The following is a 22,982-nucleotide window of genomic DNA, read 5'->3' on the forward strand; positions in this document are numbered from 1 at the left end:
GTCGCTACTCCCCTGCCAGCTCGTCGTCCTCGTACTCCTCGTAGACGTTCTCGTCCGCCCCCTCGTAGGCAAAGGAGTACCCCGAGATGCGCACCTCGTCTCCGGCTTCGCAGCCCGCGTCCTCGAGCGCCTTGTCGACGCCGATGCGCGAGAGGCGATGCTGAAGGTAGATGACGGCCTCCTCGTTCTCCCAGTCGGTCTGGACGCAGAGGCGCTCGACGCCCGTGCCCATGACGCGCCAGATTCCAGGCCCCTCGCCGACCACCTGGAACTGGCGGTCGCGCTGATGGCGCCTGCGCTCCCACAGCTCGCTGAAATCCTCGGTGGGCTCGTCGGTCTCGGCGAGCTCGCGGCGCAGCTCGGCCACGCGTTCGCCGACGGCGAGCATAAGGGTCTGCAAACCGGCTCCGGTCAGCGCCGACACCGCGAAGAACTCATGGCCGTCCTCCAGCACCGCCTCCTTGAGGCGCGCGACGCGCTCGGTCATGCCGCTCATGTCGCACTTGTTGGCGACGACGATCTGCGGGCGCTCGGCGAGCGCGGAGGCGTATGCGGCCAGCTCGCTGTTGATGATGCGGTAGTCCTCGACGGGGTCGCGGTCCTCAAAGCCGCCGGCGATGTCGATGACGTGCATGATGAGCGCCGTGCGCTCGATATGGCGCAGGAACTGGTGCCCCAGGCCGCGGCCCTCCGCGGCGCCCTCGATCAGGCCGGGGACGTCGGCGACGACATACGAGTAGTCGCCAGCGCGGACGACGCCGAGATTGGGCACGAGCGTGGTAAACGGATAGTCGGCGATCTTGGGGCGGGCGGCGCTCATGCGCGCGATGAGCGACGACTTGCCGACGCTCGGCATGCCGACGAGCGCCGCGTCGGCCATGAGCTTCATCTCGAGCTCAATCCAGTGCTCCTCGGCGGGCTCGCCCTTCTCCGCGAACGCGGGGGCGCGCCGGGTCGGCGTCACGAAATGGGTGTTACCTCGTCCCCCGGTGCCGCCGGGAGCGACGATGACGCGCTCGCCGTCATGCGTGAGGTCCGCGATGTCGAACATGACCTCCTGCGTGTCGGGATCGAGCTCGCGGACGACGGTGCCCATGGGAACCTTGAGGATCAGGTCCTCACCGTTTTTGCCGTCACGCCTAGAACCCTGGCCGTGCGTGCCGCGCTCGGCACGGAAATGGTGCTTGAAGCGGTAGTCGATCAGCGAGGAGAGCTGCGCGTCCGCCTGGATGACGACGTTGCCGCCGCGACCGCCGTCGCCGCCGTCAGGACCCCCTTTGGGCACATAGGCCTCACGGCGAAACGACATGCAGCCGGCACCGCCGTCGCCGCCTTTGACGTTGATGCGGCAGATATCTGTGAACTGGGACATCGCGGCCCCCTTTCGGGTCGATCTATCGATGCGTAGGTGCGCCGCGCGCCCGCGCGGCAGAAGCTGACACCATGATAAAAGAAGACCCTTGGAACTCAGTCCAAGGGCCTCCCTGAGATGCGTGATAATGAAGGGCAGCGGTTACGCGGTGACCTCGGTCGGACGGACGCTGACGCGGTGCTTGACGCCACGCGTGTACTCGACGGTGCCGTCGACGAGAGCGAACAGGGTGTCATCCTTGCCGCGACCGACGTTGGCGCCCGGGTGGATGTGGGTGCCGCGCTGACGGACGAGGATGGTGCCGGACGTCACGACCTGGCCGGCATAACGCTTGCAGCCAAGACGCTGGCCGCGGGAGTCACGACCATTACGGGACGAACCAAGGCCCTTTTTGTGTGCCATGTTGAACTACCTTCTTTCTACAGTTCGCGACTGCGCTACTCAGCCGTGGCCTCGGTCTCGGCAGCCTTCTTGGCGCGCGAGGTGGCCTGGACCTTCGTGATCTTGATACGGGTCAGCTGCTGGCGATGGCCCTGGGTGCGACGATAGCGCTTACGCTTGTGGAACTTGAAGACATGCACCTTCTCGCCCTTGAACTGCTCGACGATCTCAGCAGTGACCTTAGCCTTCGCAAGCTTGGCAGGATCCGTGATGATCTTCTTGCCATCGTTCAGGAAGAGCACGGGGAGCTCGATCTTGGTGCCGACCTCGCCCTCGATCTTCTCGACGTTCAGAACATCATCGGTGGCGACCTTATACTGCTTGCCGCCGGTTGAAACGATTGCGTACATTGTTTTGCCCTTCATGCATCAGTTAGTGCAACAGCCGAATATCCTAACAGGTGGTGTATTGCGCGTCAACAGAGCACGTCAAGATATGCCCTGCTAATTCACAAGGACGGCACAGACGAGACGGTCAGAGGAGCAGCGGGTGTCTCGTCGGTACGTATCGGACTCAAGAGGGATCCGTCAGAATCTTCAACGTACTGGGCAGTCCGGCATATAGCATAGCGCGAAATCGCCGCCAAATCCTGGATTCCCGTCGAAACGATAGGACCTTCACGTTTAACCTGAGGTGTAAGGCTTCTATCGAGCGCCGCGAGCAGGATCTCGGGCCGCAAGGACCCCTCGTTGCTGATACGCGTGTCGAGGAGAAGCTCGATGCCCCCTCCCTCGAGGTCGACGCAGGTGAATCCGACGAGCGTCCCTGCAAGATCGAGCACCTTGCGCTTCTTGCCGCGGGCATAGCGGATCTCGCCGAGCCCGACGATGCCGTCGAGAAGCGCACGGACCTCGTCGGCGTCGAATGAGAACCCGTCGGCGCGCGTCAGCTCGATACGGTACATGGCGCGCGTGATCTCCGCGGTCAGCGCGGGGGCGCGGACGTCGAGGTAGCATGCGCGCTGCGCGGCCAGGTCCGCAGGGGCCGACGCCGTCAGACGGGCGAGCGCTTCTCCGGCCGGCACGTACTCCGTCAGGAACAGGTCGAAGTACTCCGCCTCGGACGAGGTGCCCACCGGCAGCGCCGAGGTGACCCCCAGGCGCATATGGGGGGAGAAGCCCTGTGTGACCGCATAGGGCAGCTGGGCGCGCCGGACGATGCGCTCGAGGGTGTGGAGTACCTCGAGATGGCCGAGATAGGCCAGGCGCCCGCGTTTGACATATTCGGTGCGAAGCCTGAACAAGCTCGCGGCGTTGGGATCGCTCATGCGCGCTCACCTGCCAAGATGTTATCTGCGTGCAGGGTCGGGCAGACGCCGCAGCCCGTGCAGGACGTGCGCGAGCAGTCTGCCGTGGTCGTGCCCTCGAGGGCCTTGCGATACTCGCGGAGTAGGTACCCGCGCGAGACGCCGGGGCTCACATGCTCCCACGGCAGCCGGGCGTCCAGATCGAACGGCTCGGTCGCCACCTCGCGCAGGTCGATGCCCGCATCCGCAGCAGCTTCCTCCCAGCGGGAGAGGTCGAACTGCTCGGTCCAGGCGTCGAAGCGCGCACCGCGCCTCCAGGCGCCCAAGATCACCGGCGCGATATCGCGACCGCCGCGCGAGAGGACCGCCTCGAGCAGCGAAGTGTCGGCGTCATGGTAGTGCACGCGCACGGCGCGGTTGCGCACGCTGCGCAGAAGCAGCTGCTGGCGGCGCTTCACCTCGTCGTCGGGGGTCTGCGCGCACCACTGGAACGGCGTGGCGGCCTTGGGGATGAAGACCGAGCAGGAGATGGACACCGAAACGCCACCGCGCTGAGCGGGCGGAACGACTTCGCGGGCGATCTCATAGGTGCGGTCCGCGAGGTTCGCGATGGCCACGATATCCTCATCGGTCTCGCCGGGAAGCCCCATCATGAAGTAGAGCTTCACGCGGCGCCAGCCGGCCTCGAAGGCTGCGCGCGTCGCGCGCTCGAGGTCGTCCTCGGTGACGTTCTTGTTGATGACGTCGCGCAGGCGCTGGCTTCCCGCCTCGGGCGCGAACGTCAGGCCGCCCTTCTTCTCCCCCGCCACCTGCAGCGCCATATCGATGCCGAAGGAGTCGAGGCGCTGGGAGGGTATGGAGATGCGGATGCCCGTGTCGGCAAGCCGGCGGTTCAGGCGGGAGAGGACCTCGGGGCAGCACGAATGGTCGGTGGTGGACAGCGAGGTCAGCGACACCTCATCGTACCCGGTTTTCTCCAGGCCGCGCATCACCGCGGAGACGATCTGGTCGGGCGTGCGCTCGCGCACCGGGCGGTAGGTCATCCCCGCCTGGCAGAAACGGCAGCCGCGCGCGCAGCCGCGCAGGACCTCGATGGACAGGCGGTCGTGGACGAGCTGGGCGAAGGGGACCACGGATTGGGGAACCGGGTCGGTGGCGCCGAAATCGGCGACGACGCGCTTGTGGACGACCTCGGGAACATCCTCCCCTGCACGCGGGACGGTATAGCCGTGCGGCGTGCAGGCCTCGTCGTGCCGCACCTCGTAGAGGCTGGGGACGTACGTGCCGGGAATCTTGGCGAGCTCGCGCAGGATCTCGAGGCGCGTGGCGCCCGCGTCGCGCAGGCGCTCGTGGGCGCGGCACACCTCGACGATGTGCTCCTCGCCCTCCCCGATCAGGAACGCATCGATGAAGGGGGCGAGCGGCTCGGGGTTGTAGACGGAAGGGCCGCCGGAGATCACCAGCGGGTCGTCCTCGCCGCGGTCGGCGGCGTGCAGCGGGATGCCCGCAAGATCGAGCGTCTCGAGCATGTTCGTGCAGGCCATCTCATGGGGAAGGTGCAGGCCCACGACATCGAACGACGACAGCGGCGCCGCGCCCTCGAGGGACAGCAGCGGCACGTCGGCCTCGCGCATGGTGTCCGCCATGTCGATCCAGGGAACGTATCCGCGCTCGCAGGAGATGCCCTCCTGCTCGTTCAGGACGGCGTACAGGATCGCGATGCCCTGGTTGGGCAGGCCGACCTCGTAGACGTCGGGATACACGAGGCAGACGCGGTAGTCCGCCTCGGCAGACGAGCGCGTACCCCACTCGTGATCGATATAGCGGCTCGGCTTCTCCACGCGCGCGAGCAGGGGCTCGAGCTCAGGGAAGCGGTTCTCGTAGGGTGTTCTCACGCGACCTCCGGATTCCAGTCGGTATCGATGTCGGATGCATCCGCACCCGTTCCAGCGACCCCCGAAACGACGCTGCGCGCGCCGCTGACGATCTTGCCCATGAGGTCGTTGACGGGCGTGTAGTCGACATCGTGCTCGTAGACCGCCATGAGCGCACGGCCGATGGCGACGGTGCCTCCCGCGGCGACAAGGCCCTTGACGACAAACCCCATGCGCGGCACCTGCTTGGTCGCCGCGCGCGCGGCGGCGCGCAGGATGAGCCCGGAACCGAGGACGCCCGCGACCTCGTAGGCGCGCTCGATGCGCAGCGGCTTGCCGAACACGGAGGCGAGGTCCAGCAGCATGCCGATCTGGGCGAGCGTCATGACCGGATAGTCGGCGCCGGGAATGAAGACGAGCGCGCCGGTGGCGAGGTTCGTCAGGGCGCAGGAGGTGATGATGCGGTTGGACGCGGCGACGCGCATGAAGGCGAAATTGGAGGCGAACGCCGTCATCTTCTCGGTGCGGTCGAGGATCCAGCGCGCAAGCGTCTCGAGCAGATGCGTCTTGTTCGTGGACGCGATCATGCCGAGCATGGGCGTGTCGGCCTGGATGAAAGGCGCCTCGACGCTGGACTCGCACACCACGACGGTCGGCGCGCCGGCGACCACGATCGCCTGGACCGCAGCCTGCAGATCGGCCGAACCGCACGTCAGCACGATGGAGATGTCCGTGTCGGACTTGACGGACGTGGAGCCGGCGGAAAGCCTGGAGACGCGCACGATGGCGGACGTCGTCTGGGGAACGAAGGCCTCGCGGACCGTATCGATCAGAAACGGCGTCGCCGTGTCGTCGACGAAGACCGATACGCGCACCGGCTCATCGGAATCACGCAGGGTCGACACCCCCATCTTGAGCGCCTCTCCGATCCGATTGATGGGAAGGTGCATGCTTAAACCTCCTTATTGGTCTAGGCGGCCTTTGAGCGGGTACGCCAAATGGACTGGACGATGCCGACGTTGGCCATCTGCATGAGCATGGAGCTCGAGCCAAAGCTGATGAACGGCAGCGGGATGCCGGTGATGGGCATCAGGCCGATGCACATGCCGATGTTCTCGAGGATCTGGAACAGCCAGATGCCAACGATGCCGACGGCGGCCAGCTTCAAGAATAGCGAATCGGTGCGATAGGCGACGCGGATAGTGGAGAAGATGAGGACCGCGAACAGGGCGAGCAGGATGAGCGCGCCCGCGAAGCCGAACTCCTCGGAGAGCAGCGCGAACACGAAGTCGGTGTGCGCTTCGGGCAAGAAGCCCTCGCCCGCCTGCGAGGCCGCGCCGATGCCCTTGCCGAAAAAGCCGCCGGAGCCGACCGCGATGAGGGACTGCATGAGGTTGTAGCCGGCGCCGGAAGTGTCGGCGGAGGGGTCGATGAAGACGAGCAGGCGGTTCATCTGGTACTGCTTCAGCAACATGTCACGGCCGAAGATGCTGTCGACCACGGAGTCCGCGGCAAGGAGCAGCGCGACCAGGCCGATGAGGATCGCTATGGTCGACAGGACCCATTCCTTCTTGGGACCGCTCATCATGATGACGACGGCACCCGAGAAGAACACCACGAGTCCGCTGCCGAGGTCGCCGGCAAGCAGGATGCAGCCGAAGGGCACCGCGAGCATGCCGCAGAGCTTGACGTACTCGCGCACCGAGTCGATCTGCCCGTTGTACTGCGCGCCGAGCGCCGAGATGATGAACACCGTGAGGATCTTCGCAAGCTCGACGGGCTGGAACGTGAGGCCGATGAACGGGATCTGGATCCATCCGGTCATGCCCATGGCGTTATAGGACAGGCCGGGGATATAGGGAGAGAAGATGATCGCGATGTCGAGGACGAGCAGCGCGGTCGAAAGGTTCGCAAACCCCCGGAAATCGAACTTCCAGCATATGATGCCGAGGATGGCTCCCAAGCCGATACCGAGCAGATGACGCGAGAAGGACGCGTCGGCGATGGTGAGCGAGGCGGTCCAGATGACGACCGCTCCGTAGGCGATCAGGGCGATCGCGGAAAGCAGCACGGGGATGTTGATGGAGCGCTGAAACGAGCCGCGGGTCGCCGTCAGCGACTTGTTCACGCGCTTCAGCGATTCAGTTGAGGTGGCAGCCTGAGCCATAGTCCCTCCTTACTCGTTAGCGTGAGCCGTCGCCGGCGGTGGCGGCCGCCGTATCGGGCTGGTCGTATATGGCGCCGAGCACGTCACGCACGCCGTACAGCGAGGAGTTGGAGCCGAAGCCGCCCTGCTCGACGAGGCAGGCGACGACGTATTTCGGGTTGTCGGCGGGCGCATAGGCGACAAACCAGCCGTAGTCGTCCTCGCCTGTCTTCTGGCCGGTGCCCGACTTTCCCGCGACCGTCACACTCAGGTTCGTGAAGTGGGAGGCCTGGGACGCGGACTCCTCGTAGATGACGCCGACAAGGCCGTCTTGCACGAGGTCGAGATCGGACTGCTGGCGGAACTCGCCCGTCAGGCGCTCCCTGGGCTCGTAGGTCACCGCGTCTCCCGAGCCGTCGCGGCTGACGGCGGACAGGAACACATGCGGCACGAACTCCTTGCCTCCGTTGGCGATGCCCGCGTAGGCACAGGCGATCTGCAGGGGCGTCACGAGGATGTCGCCCTGGCCGATGACGATGTTGCACATGTCTCCAGGGTTCCAGGTGCGGTCGGCATCCTCCCAGTTGGAGAAGTAGTCGTACTTCCACTGCGCATCGGGGACGCGCCCGGAGCTCTCGCCGGGCAGGTCGACGCCCGTCGACTCTCCGAAGCCCCAGCGGCGGAACACCTCCTGCAAGCCCTCGGAGTTGTTCTCGGAATAGTAGAAGCCCTTGCCGATCTCGTAGAACACCGTGTCGCACGACATGACGATGCCGTTGCGCAGGTTAATGGTGCCGTGGCCCGAGTGGTCCCAGCACCAGCGGCCGTTGCCCTCGCCCATGCCGGTCCACCAGCCCACGCAGTCGGTCGTCTGCGTCGAGGTGAAGATGTCGTACTCCAGCGCGGCGAGCGAGGAGAAGGGCTTGATGGTCGATGCGGACATGTACTCGCCGGCGATGGCGCGATTGATCATGGGGTGGCCGCCGTCGTCGCTGTTGAGCGCGCTCCAGTCGTCGTTGGACACGCCGCCGATGAAGACGGACGGGTCGAACTTGGGCGCGCTCGCCATGCCGAGGATCTCGCCGTTCGTGCAGTCGAGGCACACGCAGGCGCCGCGGGTACCGTTCTCGTTCCCGAACTGCTTGGCCATCTCCATGGCGTGCTGGAGGCCGTCCTCGCACGCCTGCTGGATCTTGAGGTCGAGGGTGAGCTTGATGTCGCTGCCGGGCTCGGGGGGCACGGCGCCGGTGGAGCCGGTCACGTTGCCCGAGGCGTCGACCTGGACGGTCTGCTCACCTCGGATGCCCTGCAGAAGACTCTCGTACTGGATCTCGACGCCCGCTTGGCCGACGATATCGCCCGATTCGTAGGTGATGGTCCCGGGGGACTCCTCGCCGGCCTCCTGCGCCTCCTGCTGCGCGGACAGCTGCTCTTGCGTGATCGTTCCCGTGTAGCCGAGCACGTGCGCGGCGAGCTCGCCGTGGGGGTACAGGCGCTCGGTACGCTCGACGACCTCGACGCCGGCGAAATCCGCCGGATGCTCCTGGATGTAGGCGACCGTGGAGCGGCGCACGTCGGAGGCGATTGTGTGCAGGCTCTGCGCCCCCTGGTTGTAATCCTGGATGTTGCGGCGCACCGCGATGTAGGGCATGCCGAGGACGTTGGCGAGGTGACGGACCAAGACGGTGTCGTCGGCAAGGTCGCGGTAGGCGGCGACCGTCAGGCTCGCGCGGTTCGTGACCAGCGGCTCGCCGTTGCGGTCGAGGATACGCCCGCGCGGGGCGGGCGTGGTGACGGTTCGGGTCTGGTTCTGGACGGCGAGCTCCTCGTAGTAATCCGAGGAGACCATCTGCATGCTCCACAGCTTAGCGATGATGGCGGTGAAGATCGCGCCCGCTCCGGCGGCGAGCATGGTGAAACGGCCCTTGAACGCCGTTCCCTGGGTGTTGCCCTCCCCTTCCGTGGCGCGCGGCCGCGTGCCGTGCTGGGTGTCATAGGTGAATTTGCCGCCGGCGCTCCTCAGATACAGCAGCGATGCGATGATCACGACGAAGAGGATGATTCCGGCGATGATGACAACGATCTGCGCATCCATCGCGAGGTCTCCTTACTTCAGTACCTTGTAGCGCGTATTGCGGCCGGGACGCGTGCGGGCCGAGAACCCGCGCTGGGAGGACCCGGATCCGCTCGCCATGAGAAAGAGCACGGCGACGAGGGCGTCGAGCACGGTCGAGGCGATCCCGTGCCCGAAGAGCGCCCAGATCAAATCGGTCTGCACGCCCATGAGAAACAGGCAGAGCCCGTAGAGAAGGTTGACGGCCATGATCGCGATGACGGCGAAGCGCACCGATTCGCGCGTGAAGCCGCCGAGGGCGCCATGCGCCGCGGAGGATACGCCGAAGCTCGTGACCGTCAGCAGCAAGGACATGAGGCCCACGGGAGCCGACGAGGTCAGGTCGAAAAACAGACCGGAGAAGAACCCGATGAACACGGCGCTGTGCGGCTCGAAGGTGAGCGAGAGCACGATGGCGAGCGCCAGCATGAAGTTAACGGTGCCGCCCGCAATGCTGATCTGAGGGGCGAGGGCGATCTGCAGAAGGACGGCCACGACGGCGAGGGCGCGATAGCGCGAGGGCGAATAGGAAGATTCTCTCAGTTGCATCGTCGCGCCTCCCTACTCTTCAGTCGATTCGTCCGTAGTATCTGAGCTATCTTGCCCGTCCGTGGAGCCATCTTCCCCTGTCTGGTCGGACTCCTGAGAATCACCATCGCTCGTGTTCGTCTGGACGCTGTCGATGTCGTTGGCGGCGGCGATGTCCTCGTCGGTGGCGCGCTGGTCGTCGGACAGCGCGGTGATGACGAGCACCTCCTCGTTGTTCTCAGTCGATGCGCTCGTGCGCACGACGATGTCGTAGTACACGTCGTTGTCGCGCCGCTCGACCGAGGAGACGGTGCCCAAAGGCAGGCCCTTGGGGAAGACGCCGCCGAGTCCGGAGGTGATGACGATGTCGCCCACCTGGACGTCGTAGTCGGTCGAGACGTATTCGAGCCGCAGGCTGCCGTCGGCCTGGCCGCGGAGCATCCCCTGGGCCCGAGAGCTCTGGACCATGGCGGACACGCCGGACGTCTCGTCGTTGATGAGCAGGACCGTGGAGGAAGACAGCGCGACCTCGGTGATCTGGCCGATGACCCCGTAGGCGTTGCAGACGGGCATGCCGATCTCAAAGCCGTCGAGAGAGCCCTTGTCGATGGTGACGGTCTGCGACCACGCGTCGGAAGAGCCGCCGATGATGCGCGCCGCGGTAGACTGCAGGTTGTAGGTCGACTGCAGGCCGAGCAGGCCCTCGAGCCGCTCGGCGGTCTCCTTGGCCTCCGCAAGCTGGGCGACCTGCCCGGTCAGCTCGGCGTTCTGCTGCTTGAGGTCGCTCAAGGTCTCCTGCGACGCCGTGAGGTTGGAGAAGATGTTGCCGAGGGCGTTGAACGGGGAGGCGACGACTGAGCCGACGTAGCGCACGGGGCTCGTGGCGGTGACGACGCCGGAGCGGACGGCGTGGATGGGCCCCGCCTCTCCCTCACGGATGTAGAACGTGAGCAGCAGGACCGACAGCACGCAAAAAACAATCAACGGGGCGAGTCCCGTTGATTGCTTCTTCGTATTCAGATGGGATGATGGGTACTTCTGAGTACGGGGCAAACGAAGTCAACCTTCCGACGTTAAGCGTTGCTCTGAACAAATCCGCCATCGAACGCGTTGGCCTCAAGCACGCGCGCGCAACCGTTCACGACGTTGTCGAGGGCGGTCGGGCTCACGTTGACGGCGACGCCGGTCTCATCGCGCAGGCGCACGTCGAGACCGCGCAGCAGCGCACCGCCGCCGGTCAGCAAGATGCCGTAGTACATGAGGTCGCTTGCCAGGTCGGGCGGCGTGGCGTCGAGCGCCTCCTTGACCGCCTTGGTCATCTCGTCGAGCGGCTTGTTGAGGGCGCGGCGGATCTCCTCGCTCTCGATGCGCACCGTCTTGGGAAGACCGGAGATGACGTCGCGACCGTTGACCTCGACGTCGAGCTCGTCTTTGAGCGGCACGGCGGAACCGACCTTGATCTTGATATCCTCGGCCGTGCGCTCGCCGATGGCGAGATTGTAGGCGTCGCGGACGTGGGACAGGATCGCCTGGTCGAACTCGTCACCCGCGATGCGGATGGACTGGGACACGACGATGCCGCCCATGGCGATCACGGCAACCTCGGTCGTGCCGCCACCGATGTCCACGACCATGGAACCGGTGGGCTCTTCGACGGGCAGGTCGGCGCCGATGGCTGCTGCCATCGGCTCCTCGATGAGGTATGCCTGGCGCGCGCCGGCCGAAATCGTGGCCTCGAAGACCGCGCGCTTCTCGACGCTCGTCACGCCGGACGGCACGCACACGACGACGCGCGGACGGGGCGTCCAGGGATAGCGCTTCTCGCTCGCCTTGTCGATGAAGTAGCGCAGCATGGCCTCGGTCACGTCGAAGTCGGCGATGACGCCGTCCTTCAGGGGTCTGACGGCGACGATATTGCCCGGCGTGCGGCCGAGCATGCGCTTGGCGTCGATGCCGACGGCCAAGATGCGCTCGTCGTTTTTATCGATGGCGACGACGGACGGCTCGCGGATGACGATGCCCTTGCCGCGCACGGATACCAGCGTGTTGGCCGTGCCCAGGTCAATAGCGAGGTCTCCCCCGTACTGACCAAATAACATGTCCATCAAAGAAAACAAAACCGCTCCTGTAGGTCTTGTGGTACGTGCAGTGCCGTGGCACACGTTGTATGAAGTGTAGTGCAGAGCGGCGCGTGCTCGGGGGCACAGACGCCGCTCTAGCAAATATTACATGGTATCGGCGGTGCCGTCCGCGGCGTCCCCGTCGGTCGCGCCTGCGGTGTCATCGGCGGACTGATCGGTCGAGGAGGAGTCGTCGGTGCCGGTGGCGTCAGGCGCGACGTCGGTGGAGTCCAGGTCGGTGGACAAAGAGCCCGTATCCGAGCCGGTCGCATCTGCGGCAGTGCCGGTCGTGTCGACCGCCTGCTGGTCATCGGTGCCGAAGTCCATGGTGAGCGACTCGACAGCCCATCCGATGTGGTTGGAGCTGCGGACGAAGTGGACCTGATAGGTCACCGTGCCGCCCTGGGGCATGGTGACGTCGACCGTGGCGTCGCTTTCGGTCATGCCGGCATCGAGGCCCGTGACGGTCGCCGTCGCGTCGCCCAGGCCCTCAAGGGACGAGGTGATCATGGACTTGGCGTCATCGGACAGGTTCGGCGAGAGGTACTGGTTGGCATCCTCGCCGCTGTTGACCGCCTGCAGCAGGCCGGAGATGGCGTCCTGCTGCGAGGGGAAGCCGAATCCGCGGGTGTAGGCGAAGCCAAGGCCGCCTGCCGCGATGATGATCAGCAGGAGCAGGACGATGAAGACCTTCAGGCCCGTGTGGCGCTTCTTGCGGCGGATCTTGGTCTCGCGGCGGTCCTGCTGAATCATCTCGGACTCGGTCATGGTGAAAAAGCCGGTGTCGGAGGGGTCGGGCATGAAGCCGCCGGTGCTCCCCGTGGGATCGAGCGGGTCGACGGGCTGCGGCGCACCGTAGCCCGTGGCCGGGGCTGCAGCCTGCCTCTGCGCCACGATGGCGGCGCGGTTGGCGACGTCCTCCTTGGCCTGCTCGAAGGCGGCCTGCTGGTCGGAATCGAGCTGATAGATGCCATCGGATGTCGCGCGGTTGAACGCATCGACGGCGTCGTTGGATCGACCGGCCGCGGCGTACGCGATGCCGAGGCCGGCCTCGATGGCACGCGGGTCGTCATGCGGGCTCACGTAATCGAGCGCCGTGAGGTAGGACTCGACCGCATCGGCGGGACGGCCCAGCTTGACGAAGCAGTCGCCCAGGCTCGCCAGGGCGGAAGCCGGGGCGGGATTCGCCCCGTCGATGGCAGCCGACCGGAACGCGACGCCGGCGTCGGTCACGCGGTCGAGCTTGAGCAGCGCATTCGCAAGACCAAGGTAGGCCTTGTACGGGGTCGCGTAGGAGGCGTCCTTTGTCGCGGCGGTGAAGGACTCAACCGCCGCCTCGTAGTCACCGCGGGCAGCCTGGGCCTTGCCGCGGTTGGTGAGCAGCGCGCCCGCTTTGCCGTATGCGGCGTCCTCGAGAGCCTCGGTGTAGGCGGCCTCGGCATCGGCGTACAGGCCGAGCTTCATCAGGGCGTTGCCGCGAAGGTGGTCGACCTCGCCGGCCACCTCGCTGGGCTCCTTGCATGCCAAAAACATGCTCGCTGCCGCGGAATAGTCACCCGAGCGCAGTGCTGCACGGGCACGATCGAAATACTGTGCGTTCACTAGAGCTCCTTATGGACGATGTCGACGTGGACGATCTCGTCGCCTGCACGCAGCTGGGAAATGACCTCAAGGCCCTCGAGGGTCTGGCCGAACACGGTGTAGCCCGAGTCAAGCCCGTGCTGGGGACCAAGGCAGAAGTAGAACTGGGACCCGGCGGAATCGGGATCCATGGAACGGGCCATCGCAAGCGCACCGTCATCGTGGCTGTTGTTGGGATTGATGGTGAACTCGCCTTTGATGCAGTATCCAGGGCCACCCGTGCCCGGGCGTCCGGAGGGTCCGGCCTGGCCGGCGGCGACCTGCTCGGGCGTCATGTCGCGCGTGTTGGGGTCTCCTCCCTGGATGACGAAACCGGGGACATAGCGGTGGAACTTCAATCCATCGTAGAAGCCACCCTGCGCGAGCTCGCAGAAATTGGCGACGTGGATGGGGGCGCCGGCGCCATCAAGGCGAACGCGGATAGTGCCCTTGGACGTCTCGATCACCGCTACTTCGTCACCAGCAACTTCGTAAGCGGGGGTATACAGCTTCTTTCCGAACATACGGAGACCCCTTCTGCTCAAATTGACAACGTATCCCGTCAATTCTAGCAAATACCGCTGGATTCATAACAATGGCAAGGAAATTGTGAGGTTCAGGGTCGCGCGGAGGCGAACCGAAGCGGCCATCGCGCGGCAAGGATGCGTGCGTCGGAGCCTCCACTCATACAAAAATGCACCCCGGCGAATAACCGGGGTGCTGCGAATCACTCGTTTGCGGCCTCCTCGGGCGGGAGGGGACGCCATTCGTTGACGTAGGCATCGAAGTTCTCGAGGTCCTCGTTGCCGGCGCGGCGCATAGGCGCCAAGATCTCGTCTTGCTGCGCGGTCGTCGACTCCCCTTCGGGTATCGCAAGCGATACGTCCCAGGACTCGCAGATCTGGTTGACGCGGCCGTACATCCATTCGGCGAGCTGGCGCAGATGGTCGATCTCCTCAGTGTAGACGGTCGTCTCGGACACGTTGAGGTTGTCGAGCTCATCGATCGTAGCCTGGATGGAATCGCGCAGCGAGTATGCGGATTTCGAGCGCTGCTGGCGAACGGACAGGTCGGGATCGAGATACCATCCGTTGAACGCATCGATCACCTCGCCGATCGCCTCAGCGGAATCGTAGGAGACGATGCGCTCGTAGATCGTCGTCAGCTGGATATACACCTCTTCGTCGGTCAGCGTGCGCTGCTCGGAAGCGTCGTCGCCCGTGGCGTCCCCCACCGTATCGGTCGGCAGCTCGCCGTTCTCGCCCACCTGCCTGCTCGGGAACGTCTCGCTTGCGGCCTGCTGGAACGCTTGGTAGAACCCGGGCATGACGCCCAGGGGGTCCTTGATGATGAAGACCGCCGCGCCGCCGATCAGGGCGAGCACCACGAGGGTGATGATGAGGCCCTTATACGAGCGCTTATGCGGATGGTAGGGGTCCTCGTCTGCGGGACGGGCCTTCTTGGCGCGTCGTTTGCCCTGCGCCTCCTCGAGATCGCTCCTGTTGAGCACGTTCGTCTCGGAGGGGTCGACCGAATCGTCGAGAGCGCGCGCGACGGAGACCGGCTCGGCCCCCGGAACCTCGGTCTGGATGAGGCTTTTCGTCAAGCGGGGGAAGCTCGCCGTCTTGCCGGCGGCAAGATCGGATGAGGAGGACTCGGTGGACAGGATGCCCGGGGCCGGACGGCCGCACTTGGGGCACGTACGGTCATGGACGGACAGGCGGGCGCCGCATCCCTCGCAGAACACGAAATCGGAGCTCGATGATCCGCCGACATACCCATGGCAGTGCGGGCAGAACGTCTCCCCGTCATCGATTGTCTTCAGGCAGTGCGGACAGATCACAGCATCCCCATTTCGCGTACGTTCATCAGGTGATCAGGCGTCGCGCATCGGCACGACTGTGTACTAGGATACCACCTCGTTGTGCAGACCTTGAGCCGGCGGGAGCATGCATGAAAGATATGTTACCGGCCGGCTTGCGACGTATCGTCGCGCGACGCCGGTCGCGAGCGCTTCCCCATCGAGACCTTGATGCCCGAGGAGGATTGCACCACACGGCGCTGGCGCTTGCGGCGCGCGGCGTCATACTCCGATTTGACCGCCTTCGAGGCGGACACCTGGGCACGAGACAGGTCGCGCTGCTCGCGATGGCGCGAAACCATGCTGGTCACGGTGCGAATCCCCCTGCGTGCGCTCGATCCGGTCGATGTCACCCTGTGGGAACCGCGGCCCAGCGACATCTTGACGCCGCGCCCGAACCCCGTGGCGGAACGGCTGCGCTTGGCGGCCGTGCGGTCGACGACGCGCGCCACGGTGAAGAACAGGACGATGCCGACGAGGGCTGAAACAAGCGTTGAGGCGATGATGGGCACCGAGAGCGCCGCGATCGAGAAGAACTCGGGGAACAGCACGATGGCGCACGCGAGGCCCACGACGACGAAGATGAAGACCGCGAGGCGCAGCCGCGTGAAGGGATAGGAGATGCGCCAGATCAGGCTGCAGCCCACCGCCGCCGTCGAAATGAGACACATCGTCGAGAGCGCCTGCTCGCCAAGGCCGAAGTTGCCGGCGACGAGCATGCACAGGCAGCACGAGACGAGCACGGCGAGCGAGGCGGGACACGCGCGCTTGAGCACGTTCGTGAGGAACTTGCCCTGCACGCGCGCACGGTTGGGCTCGAGGGCGAGCACGAAGCTCGGGAACCCGATGCAGAAGAAGTTGATGACCGTCATCGTGATGGGCTGGAACGGATAGGGCGGGAAGAAGATGCAAAGCGCCGCGAGGCCCATCGAGAAGAGCGTCTTGGTGAGGAACAGCGCGGCGGATCGCTGCAGGTTGTTGATGGAGCGGCGGCCTTCCGCCACGACCTCGGGCATCGAGGCGAAGTCGTTGTCGACGAGCACGATCTCGGCGACGTTGCGCGCCGCGTCGGAGCCGGCGGCCATCGCGACCGAGCAGTCCGCCTCCTTCAGGGCCAAGACGTCGTTGACTCCGTCGCCGGTCATCGCCACCGTGTGGCCGCGCTCCTTGAGGGCAACGACGAGCTCGCGCTTCTGCTGGGGCGTCACGCGCCCGAACACGTGGTAGCGATCGATCGCCGCCTCGATCTTGGCGGGGGTGTCGAGCGAGGTGGCGTCCACATACGACTCGGCCCCCGGCACGCCGACCACCTTGGCGATAGAGGACACGGTGCGCGGGTCGTCGCCGGAGATGACGTTGAGCGTGACGCCCTGCTGGCAGAAATAGCGGATCGTGTCCGCGGCGGAGGATCGGATCTCATCGCGGATGGTGACGAATCCGATCGGCTGGGCCTCCCCGATCATATCGCCCTCATCCGTGAAGCCGTCGACCCTGGCGATCACCAGAACGCGGCAGGTCTCCGCGAGGGCGAACACCGCGTCGCGCACGACGCCGAACGCGCGCTCGGGCAGGCAGAACTGCGCGGCGCCCATGATGTAGGCCCCCTCGGCAAAGGAGGCGCCGCTCCACTTCTTCGTCGACGAGAACGGAACGACGGCGAGGGCCTGGAGCTCGCCGGACGTGCGCTTGGCGTAGTAGTCGAGGATGGCGCGGCAGGTCTCGTTCGCGTCGGCAGAGGTCGCGCGCGCGATGCCGGCAAGCGCCGCGTCGATGACAGCGGCGCGCTCGGGCTCGATGTCGGCGAGCGGGACCGCCTGGCCGTTGTCGCCCACGGCGTAAACGCCCTCGACCTCCATGCGCCCCGACGTGATGGTGCCGGTCTTATCGAGGCACAGCACGTCGACGCGCGCAAGCGTCTCGATGCAGTACAGCTGCTGCGCGAGCACGTTCCGCCTCGCGAGGCGGAACGTGGCGATGGCGAGAACCGAGGAGGTGAGCAGCACGAGGCCCTGGGGAATCATGCCGAGAAGGGCGCCGACCGTGGAGAGGATCGCCGCGCTGACCTCGCCCCAGGCCGCAGAGCCGGAGAACAGCCAGGTCAGGATGGAGGCAGCAGACCCTCCCGCCGCCGCGGCCCAGCGCGCGTACGACTCGTAGGCGCTCGACAGGAAGAGCGCGATGCCGAGCGGGAGCATGATGGCGCTCGCGAACCGCACGATGGCGTTCAACGCGTTCATGATCTCGGAGTTGACCTTCTTGACATACTTCGCCTCGTTGTTGATGCGCGCGACGTAGTTGTCGGCGCCGACGTGCTCGACACGGGCGCATACGACGCCCGAGTCGACGAAGCTGCCGCTCATGAGATGGCTGCCGGGGACCTTGCGGATCAGGTCGCTCTCGCCGGTCAGCAGGCTCTCGTTGACCTGGGCCTCGCCTTGGACCACGACAGCGTCCGCGGGAATCTGGTCTCCGCGCCCGAGGCGGACGATATCGTCCTTGACGATCTGCTCGAGATCGATCTCGGACTCCTCCCCGCCACGGATGACGCGGGCCCGCTTGCTCACAAGCAGGGTGAGCTTGTCGACCATCCGCTTGGAGCGCAGCGACTGGAAGATCCCGATGCCCGTGTTCAGAATCACGATCAGCAGGAAGGTGAGGTTCTTGAACGACCCCGTGATGATCACGAGCACCGCGAGAATCACGTTGATCAGGTTAAACAGAGTGAGCGTGTTCTCGATGATGAGCTCGCGGACCGACTTGGTCTTGAGCTCCATGTTGACATTCACCTGTCCGGCATCGATGCGCTGCTGGACCTCGTCGAGGGAAAGGCCGGAAAGCGGCTCTCCCGCCGCTGCGGCGTATGAGTCGGGATCGTGGGGTGCCATGGCGCTCCTTGAACATCACGGTCGGCCAATATAAAAAGAGAACCAGCGCCGTCATCCGACGCGGTTCTCAACAGAATCGCTTGGTGCCCCATGTTGGATTCGAACCAACGGCCTTCTGCTCCGGAGGCAGACGCTCTCATCCCCTGAGCTAATGGGGCGCAACGCAATCGATTATAGCGACCGAGCGCGGGGCGCGCCACTATCCACACAAGTCCCATGCGTGAACTTCCGGCGGCGAACTTTTAGGGACAGTCCCCTTTGGTTCACGGCGGCGCACGTGCGCCGCCGTGAACCAAAGGGGACTGTCCCTAAAAGTTCGCCCAGTAGGCTACGAACGGGTTAAAGTTGAACACTGCAGTGCAGCAGAGCGAACGTTTGGTATACACTGCCCTATTACCCTGACCGGAAAGGAGCGCCATGATCGCCATTCTGCGCAAAAGCGCATCTGACGACGCCGTCAACCACCTTGTCTCGTGGATCGAGAAAAAGGGTCTTCAGACCAACGTGTCCTATGGTGAGAACGAGATCGTTATCGGACTCGTCGGCGACACGACCAAGATCGACCCGTTTCTGCTGGAGTCCATGGACATCGTGGAGCGCGTTCAGCGCGTCTCCGAACCGTTCAAGAAGGCGAACAGGAAGTTCCATCCCGCCGACACCGTGGTTGACTGCGGGCACGGCGTGAAGATCGGCGGGGGCAACTTCCAGGTTATCGCGGGCCCCTGCTCCGTAGAGGGCAAGAACCTCCTGACCATCGCCCGGCGCGTGAAGAAGGCGGGCGCCACCATGCTGCGCGGCGGCGCGTTCAAGCCCCGCACCTCGCCCTACGCATACCAGGGCATGGGAGCCGAGGGTCTCGATTTGCTCATCGAGGCGGCAGGAGAGCTCGACATGCCGATCGTGACCGAGGTCATGGACCCGCGCGACGTCCAGCTGTTCGTGGACCGCGGCATCGACGTCATGCAGATCGGCGCGCGCAATGCGCAAAACTTCTCCCTGCTCAAAGAGGTCGGAAAGACCACGACCCCCGTCCTTTTGAAGCGCGGCATGTCGGGCACGATCGACGAGCTGCTCATGGCAGCCGAGTACATCATGAGCGAGGGCAACGAGAACGTGATCCTGTGCGAGCGCGGCATCCGCACGTTCGAGACGCGCACGCGCAACACCTTCGACCTGAACGCGGTCCCCGTCCTCCACTACCTGTCCCACCTGCCGGTCGTGGCCGACCCGAGCCACGCGACCGGCTACACCCGCTACGTGGAACCCATGGCGCTCGCCGCCTGCGCCGCCGGTGCCGACGGCCTTGAGATCGAGGTGCACGACTGCCCGGAGAAGGCGTGGTCGGACGGCTCCCAGGCGCTCACCCCGGATCAGTTCGACCGCACGATGGACCGCATCCGGGCCATCCGAGCCGTCATCTCGACGGGCGATGATCAATCATGACCACCCGGGCGCAGGACATGCGCATCGGCATCGTCGGCCTGGGTCTCATCGGGGGCAGCTTCGCCCGCGCCTACCGCGCGGCCGGGGCGACGGTCTTTGCATACGACACGAGCGCCGACACCATGGACGCCGCGCGCATAGAGACGATCGCCGGCGAGCTCGACGACCGGGCGATCCCCACGTGCGACCTGATCGTGCTCGCCGCCTACCCCGGCGCCTGCACCGCATGGCTTGAGGAGCACGCCGAACTGCTCGGATCCTGCTCCGACCCGGCTGCCGGAACGGGCCCGGTGGTCATCGACACCGCCGGCGTCAAGACCGCCGTCTGCGAGCGCGCCTTCGAGCTCGCGCGCGACCATTCGTTCGCGTTCGTGGGAGCCCACCCCATGGCAGGAACCGAGAACTCGGGTTTCGCCTTCGCGCGCGCTGACCTCTTCTGCGGGGCCCCCATGGTGCTCACGCCGCCGCCCGTCGACGACATCTCACGCCTGACGCTTCTCGACCGCGTGAACACGCTGCTCGCGCCGCTTCGCTTCGGCACGTTCAGCGTCACGACGCCCGAGGCCCACGACGCGGTCATCGCGTTCACGAGCCAGCTCGCGCACGTCGTGTCCAACGCGTACGTCAAGAGCCCGACCGCGCAGGTCCATCATGGGTTCTCGGCGGGGAGCTATCGCGACCTCACGCGCGTCGCCCACCTGAACCCGTCCATGTGGGCAGAGCTCATGTGTGACGACGCGAAGAACCTGAGCCAGGAGATCACCTGGCTCATCGATGCGCTCTCCGCGTATCGCGACGCGCTCGATGCGGGCGACCGGGACCGGCTCCGCATGCTGCTCGCCGAGGGCGACCGCATCAAGCGGAGCCTCGACGACGCCAACGAACGCGCATCGTAATCCACCGAAAGGCCGAATATGTATATCCTCGACATCGATACCAAGCAGCCCTATCGCGTCTATATCGGCACGATGCTGCTCGAGCAGACCGGCACGCTGACGCGCGAGGCGTGCGGCGGCGATCGCGCCGTGATCGTCACCGACACGAACGTGGGCCCGCTCTATGCGCTGCCCGTGCGCAAAAGCCTGGAAGAGGCCGGCTACGCGGTCGACGTGTTCACGTTCGAGGCGGGTGAGGAGCACAAGCGCGCCGACACGTACGTCTCGATCCTCGAGTTCATGGCCCGCCATGAGATGACCCGCTCCGATGTGGTCATCGCCCTGGGCGGCGGCGTCACCGGAGATATGGCCGGCTTTGCCGCGGCAACCTATATGCGTGGCTGCAGCTTCGTGCAGGTTCCCACCAGCCTGCTCGCCATGGTCGACTCCTCGGTCGGCGGCAAGTGCGCCATCGACCTCGCGGCGGGAAAGAACCTCGCGGGCGCCTTCTGGCAGCCCAAGCTCGTCATCGCCGATATCGGCTGCCTCGCCACGCTCGAGCGCGAGCAGTTCGCCGACGGCTGCGGCGAGGTGATCAAGCACGCGGCCATCGCCGACGCCGACCTGTTCGAGGAGCTGGAGCGCACGCCGCTCACGCTCGACCTGCTGATGGAGGACGTCTCGCGCGTCGCTTTGCTCGTTGCGCGCAACATCGACATCAAGAGGGCCGTCGTGGTGGCCGACGAGCGCGAATCGTCCGTACGCAAGCTGCTCAACTTCGGGCACAGCATCGGCCATGCGGTGGAGGCGTCCGAGAGCTACCGCCTCGGGCACGGCACGTGCGTCGCCATCGGCATGAACCTCATCGCGTCAGCGTCCGCGCACCGCGGGTACTGCGACGCCGAGGTGCCTTCGCGCATCCGCTCCCTGACTGCCGCCCACGGGCTCCAGAACACCTGCAGCCGCAACGTCGAGGAGATCTACGCCGCGGCGCTCCATGATAAGAAGCGTCGCGGGGATTCGATCGACCTGGTCATCCCGCATGCCATCGGCGCGTGCTCCATCGAGCCCACCGATCTGGAGGAATTCCGCTCGATCATTTCCGAAGGACTCGAGATGCAGGAGGGTGATATCGCATGCTAGCCCGCATTACCCCGACCCCGCTCGCCGGATCCGTCCCGGCTATCGCCTCGAAATCCATGGCGCACCGCCTCATCATCGCGGCAGCGCTGTCGAGCGGGACGACGCATGTCGTCTGCAACACCACGTGCGCGGACATTGACGCGACCGTGCGCTGCCTCACCTCGCTCGGGGCGCGCATCAACGTCGTCGACGACGGATATGAGGTCCACCCCGTTCCCAAGAGCATCGAGCTCGGCATCCTCAAGGCGTTCCAGGGCGCCAAGCTCGACTGCGGCGAGTCGGGAAGCACGCTGCGCTTCATGCTGCCCGTCGCCTGCGCACTCGGGGCGCAGGCGACCTTCGTCGGCGCCCAGCGCCTCGGCGAGCGCCCCCTCACGCCCCTCACCGACGAGCTCATGGCGGCAGGCTGCACGCTGTCCGCCGACGGCGGCTTCCCGCTCGTCACGTCGGGACGGCTGCGCCCGGGGCGTTTCGTGCTCCCCGGTACGGTGAGCTCGCAGTTCATCTCGGGTTTGCTGCTGTCGTTCCCCCTGCTGCCCGGCGACTCGGAGATCGAGGTGCACGGCCGCATCGAGAGCAGGCCGTATATCAACCTGACCTTGCAGGCGCTCAAGCTGTTCGGTGTCGACATCGCCATCGAGCGCATGACGGCTCCCAACGGGATTGACGACATCACGCGCTTCCGCTCGAGCGGCAACGTCTACCGCACGCCCGGCGAGGTCAAGGTCGAGGGCGACTGGTCGAACGCCGCCTTCTGGCTGTGCGCGGGAGCGCTCGGAAACGAGCCCGTCGAGGTCCGCGGGATCTCCCTGACCTCCGCCCAAGGGGACCGCAACGTGCTCGCCGCCCTCTCTCGTTTCGGCGCGCGCACGAAGCGCGCATCAGAAGCCGCCATCGTGCAACCGGACAACCTGCACGCCTTCTCGATGAGCGCGCAGGACATCCCCGATCTGGTGCCCGTCATCTCCGCCGTCGCGGCGTGCGCCGACGGCACGACTATCATTCGCGACTGCGCCCGCCTGCGCATCAAGGAATCCGATCGCCTGGCCACGACGGCATCCGAGCTCGCCGCGCTCGGCGCACATGTCACCATCGATCATGACAGCCTCGTCATCTACGGGCAGGAGCGCCTGTCCGGCGGCGAGGTCGATTCGCACAACGACCACCGCATCGCCATGATGGCCGCCATCGCCGCCATCCGCTGCGACGGCGAGGTGCTCATCCATGGCGCCGAGGCGGTCCGCAAGTCGTACCCGGCGTTCTTCGACCACTACCGCATGCTCGGCGGACGCGTCGAGCTGACCGAGGAGTAGCG

19 protein-coding genes and 1 tRNA gene are annotated in these 22,982 nt (G+C 65.6%); 4 read left to right on the plus strand and 16 right to left on the minus strand.

What is annotated here, in order from left to right; genetic code table 11:
• Positions 1-4: 4 nt before the first annotated feature.
• The 16 genes from obgE to QVN30_RS06875 form a co-directional block, all read right to left on the minus strand.
• On the minus strand, positions 5-1,372 hold the full coding sequence (gene obgE, locus QVN30_RS06800; RefSeq protein WP_289835864.1) for a GTPase ObgE: 1,368 nt from the start codon (positions 1,370-1,372) through the stop codon (positions 5-7).
• Between the two features lie 141 nt (positions 1,373-1,513).
• Positions 1,514-1,774: a 50S ribosomal protein L27 gene (gene rpmA, locus QVN30_RS06805; protein WP_066832207.1), complete on the minus strand. Its 261-nt coding sequence runs from the start codon at positions 1,772-1,774 to the stop codon at positions 1,514-1,516.
• 35 nt (positions 1,775-1,809) lie between these two features.
• Positions 1,810-2,163 (minus strand): 50S ribosomal protein L21, encoded by a 354-nt coding sequence (gene rplU, locus QVN30_RS06810; RefSeq protein WP_289835865.1) that lies wholly within the window; start codon positions 2,161-2,163, stop codon positions 1,810-1,812.
• Between the two features lie 98 nt (positions 2,164-2,261).
• A complete protein-coding gene (locus QVN30_RS06815; RefSeq protein WP_289835866.1) occupies positions 2,262-3,080 on the minus strand; it encodes a TIGR03936 family radical SAM-associated protein in 819 nt (272 codons plus the stop codon).
• On the minus strand, positions 3,077-4,954 hold the full coding sequence (locus QVN30_RS06820; RefSeq protein WP_289835867.1) for a TIGR03960 family B12-binding radical SAM protein: 1,878 nt from the start codon (positions 4,952-4,954) through the stop codon (positions 3,077-3,079). The genes QVN30_RS06815 and QVN30_RS06820 overlap by 4 nt, the downstream gene beginning before the upstream one ends.
• Complete coding sequence (locus QVN30_RS06825) at positions 4,951-5,883, minus strand: hypothetical protein (RefSeq protein WP_289835868.1); 933 nt, start codon at positions 5,881-5,883, stop codon at positions 4,951-4,953. The genes QVN30_RS06820 and QVN30_RS06825 overlap by 4 nt, the downstream gene beginning before the upstream one ends.
• Positions 5,884-5,903: 20 nt before the next feature.
• Positions 5,904-7,100 carry an FtsW/RodA/SpoVE family cell cycle protein gene (locus QVN30_RS06830; RefSeq protein ID WP_289835869.1) on the minus strand — a complete coding sequence of 399 codons (1,197 nt, stop codon included), beginning with the start codon at positions 7,098-7,100 and terminating at the stop codon, positions 5,904-5,906.
• A 16-nt stretch (positions 7,101-7,116) separates the two neighbouring features.
• Positions 7,117-9,174, minus strand: a complete 2,058-nt coding sequence (mrdA, locus tag QVN30_RS06835; protein ID WP_289835870.1) for a penicillin-binding protein 2 — start codon at positions 9,172-9,174, stop codon at positions 7,117-7,119.
• A 12-nt stretch (positions 9,175-9,186) separates the two neighbouring features.
• The gene (locus QVN30_RS06840) at positions 9,187-9,741 is read right to left on the minus strand and encodes a rod shape-determining protein MreD (RefSeq protein ID WP_204564190.1); all 555 of its coding nucleotides are present in this window, start codon (positions 9,739-9,741) and stop codon (positions 9,187-9,189) included.
• A 12-nt stretch (positions 9,742-9,753) separates the two neighbouring features.
• Positions 9,754-10,704 (minus strand): rod shape-determining protein MreC, encoded by a 951-nt coding sequence (mreC, locus tag QVN30_RS06845; protein WP_289835871.1) that lies wholly within the window; start codon positions 10,702-10,704, stop codon positions 9,754-9,756.
• Positions 10,705-10,793: 89 nt separating this feature from the next.
• Positions 10,794-11,825: a rod shape-determining protein gene (locus QVN30_RS06850; RefSeq protein ID WP_066832225.1), complete on the minus strand. Its 1,032-nt coding sequence runs from the start codon at positions 11,823-11,825 to the stop codon at positions 10,794-10,796.
• 120 nt (positions 11,826-11,945) lie between these two features.
• Positions 11,946-13,442, minus strand: a complete 1,497-nt coding sequence (locus QVN30_RS06855; RefSeq protein ID WP_289835872.1) for a tetratricopeptide repeat protein — start codon at positions 13,440-13,442, stop codon at positions 11,946-11,948.
• A complete protein-coding gene (locus QVN30_RS06860; protein ID WP_289835873.1) occupies positions 13,442-13,984 on the minus strand; it encodes a peptidylprolyl isomerase in 543 nt (180 codons plus the stop codon). The genes QVN30_RS06855 and QVN30_RS06860 overlap by 1 nt, the downstream gene beginning before the upstream one ends.
• A 203-nt stretch (positions 13,985-14,187) precedes the next feature.
• Positions 14,188-15,303, minus strand: a complete 1,116-nt coding sequence (locus QVN30_RS06865; RefSeq protein WP_289835874.1) for a zinc ribbon domain-containing protein — start codon at positions 15,301-15,303, stop codon at positions 14,188-14,190.
• Between the two features lie 122 nt (positions 15,304-15,425).
• Positions 15,426-18,206 (minus strand): HAD-IC family P-type ATPase, encoded by a 2,781-nt coding sequence (locus tag QVN30_RS06870; RefSeq protein ID WP_289835875.1) that lies wholly within the window; start codon positions 18,204-18,206, stop codon positions 15,426-15,428.
• A gap of 81 nt (positions 18,207-18,287) precedes the next feature.
• Positions 18,288-18,364, minus strand: a tRNA-Arg gene (locus QVN30_RS06875).
• A gap of 259 nt (positions 18,365-18,623) precedes the next feature.
• Here QVN30_RS06875 and aroF point away from each other — a divergent pair.
• From aroF to aroA, 4 genes are read left to right on the plus strand one after another with little or no spacing between them, the layout of a single operon-like run.
• Positions 18,624-19,649 (plus strand): 3-deoxy-7-phosphoheptulonate synthase, encoded by a 1,026-nt coding sequence (gene aroF / locus QVN30_RS06880; protein WP_289835876.1) that lies wholly within the window; start codon positions 18,624-18,626, stop codon positions 19,647-19,649.
• On the plus strand, positions 19,646-20,545 hold the full coding sequence (locus QVN30_RS06885) for a prephenate dehydrogenase (RefSeq protein WP_289835877.1): 900 nt from the start codon (positions 19,646-19,648) through the stop codon (positions 20,543-20,545). Before aroF ends, QVN30_RS06885 begins: the two co-directional genes overlap by 4 nt.
• Positions 20,546-20,563: 18 nt before the next feature.
• Positions 20,564-21,667: a 3-dehydroquinate synthase gene (gene aroB, locus QVN30_RS06890; RefSeq protein WP_204569774.1), complete on the plus strand. Its 1,104-nt coding sequence runs from the start codon at positions 20,564-20,566 to the stop codon at positions 21,665-21,667.
• On the plus strand, positions 21,661-22,980 hold the full coding sequence (gene aroA / locus QVN30_RS06895; protein ID WP_289835878.1) for a 3-phosphoshikimate 1-carboxyvinyltransferase: 1,320 nt from the start codon (positions 21,661-21,663) through the stop codon (positions 22,978-22,980). The genes aroB and aroA overlap by 7 nt, the downstream gene beginning before the upstream one ends.
• The last annotated feature ends 2 nt before the right edge of the window (positions 22,981-22,982 follow it).

The organism is Collinsella ihumii (assembly GCF_030385545.1).
Taxonomy (GTDB): domain Bacteria; phylum Actinomycetota; class Coriobacteriia; order Coriobacteriales; family Coriobacteriaceae; genus Collinsella; species Collinsella ihumii.

Bases quoted from the DNA above. Each gene is read 5' to 3' on its own strand.
- rpmA (WP_066832207.1), bottom strand. From the start codon at position 1,774: ATGGCACACAAAAAGGGCCTTGGTTCGTCCCGTAATGGTCGTGACTCC.
- aroF (WP_289835876.1), top strand. From the start codon at position 18,624: ATGATCGCCATTCTGCGCAAAAGCGCATCTGACGACGCCGTCAACCAC.
- QVN30_RS06850 (WP_066832225.1), bottom strand. From the start codon at position 11,825: ATGGACATGTTATTTGGTCAGTACGGGGGAGACCTCGCTATTGACCTG.
- mrdA (WP_289835870.1), bottom strand. From the start codon at position 9,174: ATGGATGCGCAGATCGTTGTCATCATCGCCGGAATCATCCTCTTCGTC.
- obgE (WP_289835864.1), bottom strand. From the start codon at position 1,372: ATGTCCCAGTTCACAGATATCTGCCGCATCAACGTCAAAGGCGGCGAC.
- QVN30_RS06885 (WP_289835877.1), top strand. From the start codon at position 19,646: ATGACCACCCGGGCGCAGGACATGCGCATCGGCATCGTCGGCCTGGGT.
- QVN30_RS06860 (WP_289835873.1), bottom strand. From the start codon at position 13,984: ATGTTCGGAAAGAAGCTGTATACCCCCGCTTACGAAGTTGCTGGTGAC.
- aroB (WP_204569774.1), top strand. From the start codon at position 20,564: ATGTATATCCTCGACATCGATACCAAGCAGCCCTATCGCGTCTATATC.
- QVN30_RS06825 (WP_289835868.1), bottom strand. From the start codon at position 5,883: ATGCACCTTCCCATCAATCGGATCGGAGAGGCGCTCAAGATGGGGGTG.
- rplU (WP_289835865.1), bottom strand. From the start codon at position 2,163: ATGTACGCAATCGTTTCAACCGGCGGCAAGCAGTATAAGGTCGCCACC.
- QVN30_RS06870 (WP_289835875.1), bottom strand. From the start codon at position 18,206: ATGGCACCCCACGATCCCGACTCATACGCCGCAGCGGCGGGAGAGCCG.
- aroA (WP_289835878.1), top strand. From the start codon at position 21,661: ATGCTAGCCCGCATTACCCCGACCCCGCTCGCCGGATCCGTCCCGGCT.
- QVN30_RS06840 (WP_204564190.1), bottom strand. From the start codon at position 9,741: ATGCAACTGAGAGAATCTTCCTATTCGCCCTCGCGCTATCGCGCCCTC.
- QVN30_RS06815 (WP_289835866.1), bottom strand. From the start codon at position 3,080: ATGAGCGATCCCAACGCCGCGAGCTTGTTCAGGCTTCGCACCGAATAT.
- QVN30_RS06830 (WP_289835869.1), bottom strand. From the start codon at position 7,100: ATGGCTCAGGCTGCCACCTCAACTGAATCGCTGAAGCGCGTGAACAAG.